Source organism: Ideonella sp. P3_A4 (assembly GCF_056403075.1).
Map to the genome: position 1 here is coordinate 1 of NZ_JBFUGE010000224.1, position 9,675 is coordinate 9,675.

Below are 9,675 nucleotides of genomic sequence, written 5' to 3' on the forward strand. Positions count from 1 at the left end.
GAGCTGAACGACAACGAACGCAAGATCATCACCGTCGAAGACCCGGTCGAGTACCGCCTGGCTGGCATCAACCAGGTGCAGGTGATGGAAAAGATCGACCTGAGCTTCGGCCGGGTGCTGCGCGCCGCTTTGCGGCAAGACCCGGACGTGATCCTGGTCGGCGAAATGCGCGACCAGACCACCGCCGAGATCGGCCTGCGCGCCGCGCTGACCGGCCACTTGGTGCTGTCGACGCTGCACACCAACGATGCCCCTTCGACGCCGCTGCGGCTGATCGACATGGGCGTGCCGCGCTACATGGTCGCGATGTCGCTGGCGATGGTGCTGGCGCAGCGGCTGGTGCGCGTGATCTGCAGCCAGTGCTCTGAAGACTACACCCCGAACCCGCACCAGCACGAATGGCTGCGCCTGGAGCTGGGCGACGAGGTCGACCGCCACCGCTTCCGCCATGGCCGCGGCTGCCCGGTCTGCAACGACACCGGCTACTCGGGCCGCACGGGCGTCTACGAGTTCATCGAGATGACGCAAGAGCTGGTCGAGACGATGAACCACGGCGAGCCGACGGACTTTGCCAAGGCTGCCAAAAAGCAGATGGGCAAGCTGACCTTGCGTGGTGACGCGGTGCGCCTGGCGACCGAGGGCCGCACGACGGTCGAAGAAGCGATGCGTGTGGCCACGCAGCTGGACGGATGAGGCACGACGTGCAATCAACGCTGCTGAAACGGGCTGAGCGCTGGGCCGCTCCCGAGCCAGCCGCTCGCTGGCGTGAGCCGTCCACTGGACGCCTCACGTCCGCGCTCGCCCCCTTGGGGGATCGGCCGATGTACTCATCGGACGAGGGGCTGAGTCTCAAATGATGCGTTTTGCCTATACCGGCCGCAGCGCCACCGGGCCTGTCAACGGCACCCTCGAAGGGGTCGATGCCAATGCCGTGGCCGACCTGCTCTTTTCGCGCGGCGTGACGCCGCTACGCATCGAGCCGGAAGCCGGCGCGGTCGAGATCACCGAAGGGTCTTCGAAGCCGCTGCTGGAGCGCCTGAAAGGCCTGATGCAGCCGCCGGTGGCCACGGTCGACCTGATGCTGTTCTGCCGCCAGCTCCACACGCTGATGCGCGCCGGCGTGCCCATCCTGCGGGCGCTGCTGGGCCTGCAGGAATCGGCCACGCACCCCGGCATGAAAGCCTGTCTGGCCGAGGTGCGGCGCAGCCTGGAATCGGGCATCGAGCTGTCGATGTCGTTCGCCCAGCAGTCGCAGCTGTTCAACGGCTTCTTCGTCGCCATGGTGCGGGTCGGTGAAATGACCGGCCGCCTGGACGAGGTGTTCGACCGCCTGTTCCAGCATCTCGAGTTCGAGATGTTCATGCACCAGCAGGTGAAGTCAGCGCTGCGCTACCCGATGTTCGTGATGGCGGCGATGGTGGCTGCAATGGGCGTCATCAACGTGATGGTGATCCCCGCCTTTGCCGGTGTCTTCGCGGGCTTCAACGCCGAGCTGCCGCTGCCGACCAAGATCCTGCTCGCCACCTCCAAGTTCACGATCGATTTCGGCTGGCTCCTCGTTCTGGCAGCCATCGGCGCCTTCTTCGGTTGGAACGCCTGGCGCCGCACGCCGGCCGGCAAGCTGAAGTGGGACGAGTTCGTGCTGAAGATGCCAGTGGCCGGCAAGATCGTCCGCAAGGCGATGCTGGCCCGCTTTGCCCGCGGCTTCTCGATGGCGCTGAAGAGCGGCGTGCCGATCGAGCGCGCGCTGGCCGCCGTCTCACAGACTGTCGAGAACGCCTTCATTGCCAAACGGGTGGACGGCATGCGCGAAAGCGTCGAGCGCGGCGAATCGATCACCCGCTCGGCCGCCGCCACAGGCGTGTTCACGCCGGTGGTGCTGCAGATGATCGGCGTCGGTGAAGAAACCGGCGCGATCGATGAGTTGATGGAAGAAGTGGCCGACCTGTACAGCAACGAGGTCCAGTACGAGCTGAAGACCTTGAGCCAGCAGGTCGAGCCGATCCTGATCGTTTTCCTCGGTGCCCTGGTGCTGGTGCTGGCGCTCGGTGTCTTCCTGCCCATGTGGGACCTGGGGCGTGCCGCCTCGGGCAACCATTCCTGACGACGGCGATGGATGCACATGTCTTTTCGCCGCCCCCGCTCAACCGGCATGCATGGCTTGTCGCTCTTCGAGTTCGCGGTGGCCATGCTGTTGATCGGCGTGCTGATCGCGGTGGCGCTGCCGCGGTTGGCCGACTCGCGGGTGGCCGCGCGGCAGGTCCGTCTGAAAACACTGATGGCCACCACCCAGGCCACCGCCAACCTGTTTCGCCTGCGCTGCGAGTCGCAACTGCCAGCCAGCGGCGATTCAGCCTGCAACGAGCTGGTGATGTCGAGCCAGAAAGTGGCCGGAATTCACGGTTGGCCCGCCGCCAGTGCCGATGGGATAGCGATAGCCGTCAATTCCTGGGGCCAAACAGCCGATATCAACTGGCAACCCGATCGGATCGACGGCGTGCCCGCGTTGCGGGTCAGCCTGAAACCCACGGCAGTTGCCGGCGCATGCGAGTTCATCTACGCACAGGCGGCATCGCCGGGTGCGGTCCCCCGCATCGAGCTGATTGATGCGACCTGTCCCTGAAGTACCCGACCCCCCGTCCTGTTCCCTTCCCCACTTTGTTCCTCGGAGATTCACTATGAAACGTATGCAAGCCGGCTTCACGATGATTGAACTGATCGTCGTTATCGTCATCCTCGGTGTCCTGGCCGCTGTCGCCATGCCCAAGTTCGTCGACGTGTCGACAGAAGCCAAGGCTGCCGCCCTGCAAGGCGTGGCCGGCGCCGCCACCTCGGCGATGAATGTCAACTACGGTGCCCGCAAGGTCGCGCCGACCAAGGGCGTGGCTGTTGACGACTGCAACGACGTTGGCAGCGTCATGCAAGGTGGCCTGCCCACCGGCTACGCCGTCACGGCTGGTGCGATCGGTCCCGACGCCTCTGTCAGCTGCACGCTCACCCAGTCCTCGGGTGGCGCCACGACGACCTTCACCGGCCTGGGCATCCTCTGACCCCGTGATGCCGCAAATCGCGGCATCATGTGCGCTCATGCTGAGAACACTGGTACGCCAGACTCAAGAAGAAAGCGCGGCCCCGCTGTCATGGCGGGCCGCGCTTTCTTTACTTCTGGCGCTGCTGTTCCTGCTCCCGCTGTCGGCCCATGCGGCCACCTACACCTTCAAGAGCGATACCTACGCCTGGGAAACCGCGGCCAACGCGATCACCTGGGACAGGCTCTGCACCCAATACCCCGGTGACGACGACCAGGCCACGATCACGCTGACCGGCGGCTTCACCTTCACCTTTGCCGGCACCGCCTACGGCTCGCTGCGGGTGCTGAGCAACGGCATGCTGCAGTTCGGCGCCGACACCGGCTTCTTCCGCACCTACACCAACGCCAACCTGCCGGCCGGTGCAGCCGGGGCTTACGGTGGCGGTTGCGCCGCCGCCGCCACCGCGCGGGTGATGATGGCCTACTGGACCGACCTGGACCCGAGCCGCGCAGGGTCCGGCAACGTGACCTGGGAACAGAAAGGCACGGCGCCGAACCGCCGCCTGGTGGTCTCTTGGAACAGCGTCTACCAGTACAACACCAGCACGCCGTACGCGTTCCAGATCGTGCTGTACGAGAACGGCGAGTTCAAGTACCAGTACGGCAACGCCAACGCGACCGGCAGCAACGCCACCATCGGCGTGCAGGTCTCGAACACCGACTACACGCTGTACTCGTACAACAGCGGCTACAACGCCAACGGCAGCGCCATCCGATGGTTCGTGCCCAGCGGCACGCCAACACGGCTGGCCGAGTACCGGATGGACGAATACAGCTACGCCGGCAACACCGGCGAGGTATCCGACTTCACCGGCAACGGCTACGGCGGCGTGCGCGTCGGCTCGGCCGCCAGCAACGCCGGCGGCTACGTTTGCCGCGCCGTCGACATCCCGGCCAACACCACCACCGCCATCTCGGCCATCGATACATCGATCGACGTCGATTCGGCGCTCGGCGCAGACGGCAGCATCAGCTTCTGGTACCGCGGCAACAGCGCGTGGGTCAGCTCGCCCGAGGCTCAGCTGTTGGACGCCAGCGGCTCCGCCAGCCGACCCTTCTTCTTGGCGCGCAAGAGCACGGGCGCGCTGCGATTCATCTTGTCGGACAGCGCCGGCACCTTGCTCGACGCGCAATCCAGTGTGCAGGCCATTGCAGCCGGCGCCTGGGCGCATGTCGCGGTGACCTGGCGGCTGGCCGCCGGCACCAACCAAAGCAGCTTGCGCATCTACGTGAACGGCGCGCAGGTCGGTGTGGCCCTCGGCACCACCAACGGCGCGCTCGACACGAGCCTGCTCACGCTGTTCCTCGGCGACAACCGCACGACCGCGATTCCGACCAATGCGACATCGGCCTCGGCCAATGGCCGCATGGACGAGGTCAAGGTCTACAACTACGAGATCAGCGCGCTCGAGATCGCCGCCGACATGGCGGTGACGCACACCTGCCTGCCGCCGCTGCACCATGTCGAGATCCGCCACGGCAGCGGCACCGGCCTGACCTGCACGCCCAGCACGCTGACCGTTGCCGCCTGCCAGGACGCGAGCTGCGCCACCGCCTACACCGGCGGCCTGACGGGCACGCTCACCGCCACCGGCACGCCCAGCGTCGTCTGGCCCAGCGGCGCGAACTTCACCATCGCGTCCGGCGCCAGCACCACCACGACCAATGTGCAGGTCACGATACCTGGCACTGTCGTGTTCGGTGCTTCGAGCCTGAGCGTGACGCCAAGCAACGCGACGAGCTGCAACTTCGGCAGCCCGCTGTGCACCTTCACCGCAGTCGATGCAGGCCTGCAGTTCACCGTGCTCGACCACGCCTCCGATGCCTCGCAGGCGGTCAGCGTCAAGGCGGTGCGCAAGTCCGACAACGCGCTCAGCTGCACGCCCGCCTTCGCCAGCGTCAGCAAGGCCATCACGTTCACCTGCGGCTACACCAACCCGACCACGGGCACGTTGCCTGTTCGCGTGGGTGGCACCGGCGTCGCCTGCGGTGGCGCTGGCCAGGGGGTGACCCTGGCATTCGACGCGACCGGTACCGCCAGCACCACCGTGCAATACGCGGACGTGGGCCAGATGAGCCTGACCGGCACCTACACCGGCAGCGGCAGCGACGCCGGGCTGGTGATGACAGGCACCGACAGCTTCATCGCAGCGCCCGCCTCGTTCGCGTTCAGCAACCTGCCGGCCACGTCGATCAAGGCCGGGGTCAGCTTCTCGGCCACGTTGACCGCGCGCAACAGCAGCAACAACGCCACGCCGAACTTCGGCAAGGAAACGACGCCTGCCGCGCCGACGATCGCCTTCATCCGTCGCCAACCCACCGGAGCCGGCGCCAGCGACGGCGTCTTCAGCGGCAGTTTCGGCAGCTACACCAGCGGCGTGGCGAACGCGAGCAACCTGGCTTGGACCGAGGTCGGCCGCGGCGACCTAACGGCCACGCTCAGCAACTACCTCGCCAGCGGGCTGACAGCCACCGGCACCACCGGGGTTGGCGGCGCCGTTGGCCGCTTCACGCCACACCATTTCGACACCACCGTCACGCAGGCCTGCGCCACGGGCAGCTTCACCTACTCGGGCCAGCCGTTCACGACCCGCATCACAGCCGAGAACCTGAGCGGTGGCACGACCGTCAACTACGACGGCAGCGCTGCCACGACGCCGACGTTCGCCCAGGCGACGACGCTCAGCGATGCCGGCTTCGGCCTGGGCAGTTTCGACAGCGTCGCCAGCGTGGCGGCCAACAAGTTCACCRCAGGTGTGGCCACCGTGACGCCGGCCTACACCTTCACGACCAAGCAGACCTATTCGGCTACCGCGATGACGGTGCGCGCAACCGACACCGACAGCGTCAACTCGCAGCCCGCATCCGGCGGCGTCGAAGGCACCACCACCCTGCGCAGCGGCCGCCTGCAGCTGTCCAACGGATACGGTAGCGAGAAGAGCAGCCTGGCGTTGGCGGTGCGCGTCGAATACTGGAGTGGCCTGGCGTGGGCGCTCAGCAGCAATGACACCACGTGCACCGGCGTGATCCCGGCCTCGGCGCTAGCGATGTCGAACGTGCGCGACTACAAGGGCAACGTCGGCAGCTGGACCACCACAGGCTCGGCGATCACGATCAGCGGCGGCGTCGGCACGCTGACGCTCACCGCACCTTCCGGCGGCGCGACCGGCACCGTCGACCTCGCGCTGAACCTGGGCAGCACGACAGCCGACCAGTCGTGCCTGACGAGCCACCCGGCCAGCACCGGTGCGAACCTGAGCTGGCTGCGCACGCGCCACGGCAGCTGCGCGGCCACGTACGACCGCGACCCCTCTGCACGCGCCGCGTTCGGCGTCTACAGTCCTGAAACCCGCAAGACCGTCCATGTGCGCGAGATCTTCTAAGCACCGGCCGCAAGCCGGCTTCACGATGATCGAGTTGGTCGCCATCCTGATCCTGGTGGGCGTGCTGGCGGCCGTCGCGATGCCCAAGCTCGACGTGGCCGTCAGCATGCGCAACGACACCGCACGCGACGAGGTGCTGGCCGCGTTGCGCTATGCCGGCCAGACGGCGCAATCGCACCGCCGGCTGGTCTGCGCTGATGTCACCGCCACGGCCGTCACGCTGCGCATCGCCAGCACCCGCCCCGCCAGCACCTGCGACAGCGCACTGACCGGCCCCAACGGGGGCATCACCTACACCAGCAACCCCGGTGCCGCGACCTTCACGCTGTCGCCCAGCGGCACGATGTACTTCCAGCCCAATGGCAGGGTGACCACCGATGGCGCTGGCAACACCGCCAGCGCGCGTACGCTGGCGATCACCGGCGTCGGCAGCGTCAGTGTCGGCGGTGAAACTGGGTTGGTCAGATGAAGCACCAACGTGCCATGACACGCCGATCACAAACCGGCTTCACGCTCATCGAGATGATCATCGCGATCGTCATCCTCGGCGTCGGTCTGGCCGGTGTGGCGGTGACGTTCTCGGTCGCGATCGGGCGCAGTGCCGATCCGGTGATCAACCAGCAGTTGCTGGCGATCGCCGAGGAGATGATCGAAGAGGTCCAGCTCAAGCCTTATGCCGCCGCCGCCAACAGCGCACCGGCCGGTTGCGCGCGCGACACGTACAACGACGTGTCGGACTACAACGGCTACGCCACGAGCGGACAGATCTGCACCGTCGACGGCGTCGCGGTCAGCGCACTGTCGGGCTACTCGGTCAGCGTCGGCGTTGCCACAGCCACACTCAGCGGTGTGGCTGCCGCCAAGCGCATCACCGTCACCGTCACGCGCGGCTCGCAAAGCCTGACGCTGGTCGGCTGGCRCACGGACTTCGGCTGATGATGAAGATCAGGCTGCAGCGCGGCTTCACGCTGATCGAGCTGATCATGGTCATCGTGATCGGCGCGGTGCTGGCCGCCACGCTCGCGGTGTTCCTGCGTCCAGCCTTCGACAGCTGGATCGGCCTGCGCACCCGCGCCGAGCTGTCGCACCAGGCGACGAACGCCTTGCGCCGCATGCGCGACGAGGTCCGCGCCGCGGTGCCCAACTCGATCCGCAGCCCGGGCTCGCAGTGCATCGAGCTGGTGCCCACGCTGACCGGGGCGCGGCTGCGGCGCGACATCGACACCGTGACGGCCGGTGCGATGCCGCTGGATACCAGCGCCGCGACGACGCAGTTCGACGTGATGATCTCGTTCTCGACCACGCCCAGCGTCGGCGACTTCGTCGTGATCGACAACCAGAACCCCGGTGACATCTRCAGCGGCACCAATCGCGCGACGATCTCGGCCGTCGCGGCGCCGCCCAATGCGGCCTTCGGCCGCCATCGCGTGACGGTGGCCTCGACCCAGTTCCCCGCCGGCTATGAAGGCAACCGAATGGTCGTCGTGCCGACCAGCCAGCAGGCGGTGTTCTACGTCTGCGAAGGCGCCGACGGCACGCTCGATTCGTCGGGCAACGGCAAGGGCGTGCTGGCGCGGCTGTCGCACTACGGCTTCAACAGCGCCTACCCCAGCGCCTGCCCGAGCGCGGCCAGCGGCGAAGTGCTGGCCAGCTCGGTCAAGTCTTGCCGCTTCATTTACGACCCGGCCCAGGGCGCCACGCAACAAAGCGGCTTCGTCTCGATGCAGATCGAGGTCACCCGCAACTCCGAGAGCGCCGGCCTCGTCGTCGGCGCCCACGTGGCGAACGTGCCATGAGCCACATGCCACGCTCCCTCCGCCATGCCAGTCGCGGCCTTGGCGCGATCGCCGCCATCATGGTCCTGGTGCTGCTGGCCGCACTGTCGGCCGCCGTGGTGCGCATGAGCACCGCGCAGCAGATGGGCAGTGCGCAGGAGGTAGGCGCCGCCCGCGCATCGCAGGCTGCGCGCGCCGGCATCGAGTGGGGCCTGTACCAGGCCTTCAAGGGCAGCTGGACGGCTTGCGCCGGCAGCACGCAGACGCTGGACCTGAGCACGGACCTCGGGATGCGGGTCACGGTGACCTGCAACTCCACGCTCTACAACGAAGGCGAATCGGCGCCCAGCACGCCGCAGACGGTGCGTGTCTTCACGCTCGACGCCGTGGCCTGCAACAGCACCACCAGCTGCCCCGATGCGAGCCGGGTCACCAGCCCGACCTATGTCGAGCGGCGGATGCAGATCCACGCCAGCAGCTGACCCGGCTGAATTCCCAGCGCGTGCGCGCCCCGCGGGATCGCTTCTTGCTCCCAAGCAGCGCCTCGCGCAAGGAGCTCTTTTGAACGCCCGACATGACACCCTGCTCGCCCTGACTTCGAGTGTGCCCTGGCCGGTCCAGCTGCATGATGTGCCGCCCGACCCATCGCCGTCGCCAACGCTGGCCGCATTGCCCAGCGACGAACTGAAGGCCCAGGACCCGATGGCGCCAGACCAGTTACCACCGGTCCACGAGCCGCCCAAGTCGCTGGCCTGCTGATTCCCGAATCAGGCGGTGTGGCGCTCGCCCGCGTGCTTGCCGCAGGCTTCGGCGCAGCGCTCGCAGGCCTGACGGCAGCGCAGGCAGTGGTCGGTCTTGTGCTTGGCGCACTCCGCTGCGCAGGCTCGGCACAGGTGTTGGCACAACGCGCAGAAGTCGCCATGGTGGATCGACCGCCGCGCCAGCGCCTTCAGCGTCGCGTCGCACGCATCGGCACAGTCGAGGTTGATCAGCGCGCACTGCGCCATGTGCGGATTCACGTCGCCCAGATCAGCCGCCGCGCACTCCAGACAGGCGCGCATCGCGTCCTGGCAGGCGGAGATGCAGACGCTCAGATCGTCGAGGGCTTGCTGGACCATGGTGTTCCCCTGTGGATGGTGGATACGCCTCGCGCGGCAAGCGCGGTGCCCACGGTCCACAGTGACGCGCCGATCAGGCCGCGCGCCTGGATGACACCGCCAAACGCCGTACCGGCCCGCGCAGCTTCGTCTTGTCGGTGGCCTGCTGCACGGTGACCTCCGTCTGYGGCTGGCAGCTCATCGACGCCAAGGTCGCCTGCACCTCCTTGCGCAGGTTTCGCAGTTGCTTGATGTGGCCGTCGATCTCGGCCAGCTTCTTGTTCAGGTGCGTTTCGATCTCGGCGCGTTGCACCTGGCCGGCGTTCAGC

12 protein-coding genes are annotated in these 9,675 nt (G+C 67.2%); 10 read left to right on the forward strand and 2 right to left on the reverse strand.

Annotated elements, in window-relative coordinates:
• From AC1DYI_RS18855 to AC1DYI_RS18900, 10 genes are all read left to right on the forward strand, one after another.
• The coding region (locus tag AC1DYI_RS18855) for a GspE/PulE family protein (RefSeq protein WP_477205665.1) at positions 1-693 on the forward strand (693 nt) is incomplete at its 5' end.
• A gap of 160 nt (positions 694-853) precedes the next feature.
• Positions 854-2,104 (forward strand): type II secretion system F family protein, encoded by a 1,251-nt coding sequence (locus tag AC1DYI_RS18860; RefSeq protein ID WP_477205666.1) that lies wholly within the window; start codon positions 854-856, stop codon positions 2,102-2,104.
• A 57-nt stretch (positions 2,105-2,161) separates the two neighbouring features.
• Positions 2,162-2,623: a hypothetical protein gene (locus AC1DYI_RS18865; protein ID WP_477205667.1), complete on the forward strand. Its 462-nt coding sequence runs from the start codon at positions 2,162-2,164 to the stop codon at positions 2,621-2,623.
• 55 nt (positions 2,624-2,678) lie between these two features.
• The gene (locus AC1DYI_RS18870) at positions 2,679-3,050 is read left to right on the forward strand and encodes a pilin (RefSeq protein ID WP_477205668.1); all 372 of its coding nucleotides are present in this window, start codon (positions 2,679-2,681) and stop codon (positions 3,048-3,050) included.
• A gap of 37 nt (positions 3,051-3,087) precedes the next feature.
• Entirely contained in the window at positions 3,088-6,474 is a 3,387-nt protein-coding gene (locus AC1DYI_RS18875; protein ID WP_477205669.1) for a DUF6701 domain-containing protein, read from the forward strand.
• Positions 6,455-6,943 (forward strand): prepilin-type N-terminal cleavage/methylation domain-containing protein, encoded by a 489-nt coding sequence (locus tag AC1DYI_RS18880; RefSeq protein ID WP_477205670.1) that lies wholly within the window; start codon positions 6,455-6,457, stop codon positions 6,941-6,943. Before AC1DYI_RS18875 ends, AC1DYI_RS18880 begins: the two co-directional genes overlap by 20 nt.
• Before the next feature lie 14 nt (positions 6,944-6,957).
• Entirely contained in the window at positions 6,958-7,410 is a 453-nt protein-coding gene (locus tag AC1DYI_RS18885; RefSeq protein ID WP_477205671.1) for a type IV pilus modification PilV family protein, read from the forward strand.
• Positions 7,410-8,270 (forward strand): prepilin-type N-terminal cleavage/methylation domain-containing protein, encoded by an 861-nt coding sequence (locus AC1DYI_RS18890; RefSeq protein WP_477205672.1) that lies wholly within the window; start codon positions 7,410-7,412, stop codon positions 8,268-8,270. Before AC1DYI_RS18885 ends, AC1DYI_RS18890 begins: the two co-directional genes overlap by 1 nt.
• A gap of 5 nt (positions 8,271-8,275) precedes the next feature.
• Positions 8,276-8,731 (forward strand): MSHA biogenesis protein MshP, encoded by a 456-nt coding sequence (locus AC1DYI_RS18895; protein WP_477205673.1) that lies wholly within the window; start codon positions 8,276-8,278, stop codon positions 8,729-8,731.
• A 79-nt stretch (positions 8,732-8,810) separates the two neighbouring features.
• A complete protein-coding gene (locus AC1DYI_RS18900) occupies positions 8,811-9,008 on the forward strand; it encodes a hypothetical protein (RefSeq protein ID WP_477205674.1) in 198 nt (65 codons plus the stop codon).
• Positions 9,009-9,016: 8 nt separating this feature from the next.
• On the opposite strand, the gene AC1DYI_RS18905 is transcribed toward AC1DYI_RS18900, so the two are convergent.
• Entirely contained in the window at positions 9,017-9,367 is a 351-nt protein-coding gene (locus tag AC1DYI_RS18905; protein ID WP_477205675.1) for a four-helix bundle copper-binding protein, read from the reverse strand.
• 73 nt (positions 9,368-9,440) lie between these two features.
• Positions 9,441-9,675, reverse strand: a 235-nt coding sequence (locus AC1DYI_RS18910; protein ID WP_477205676.1) for a hypothetical protein, incomplete at its 5' end; no start/stop codon positions are given.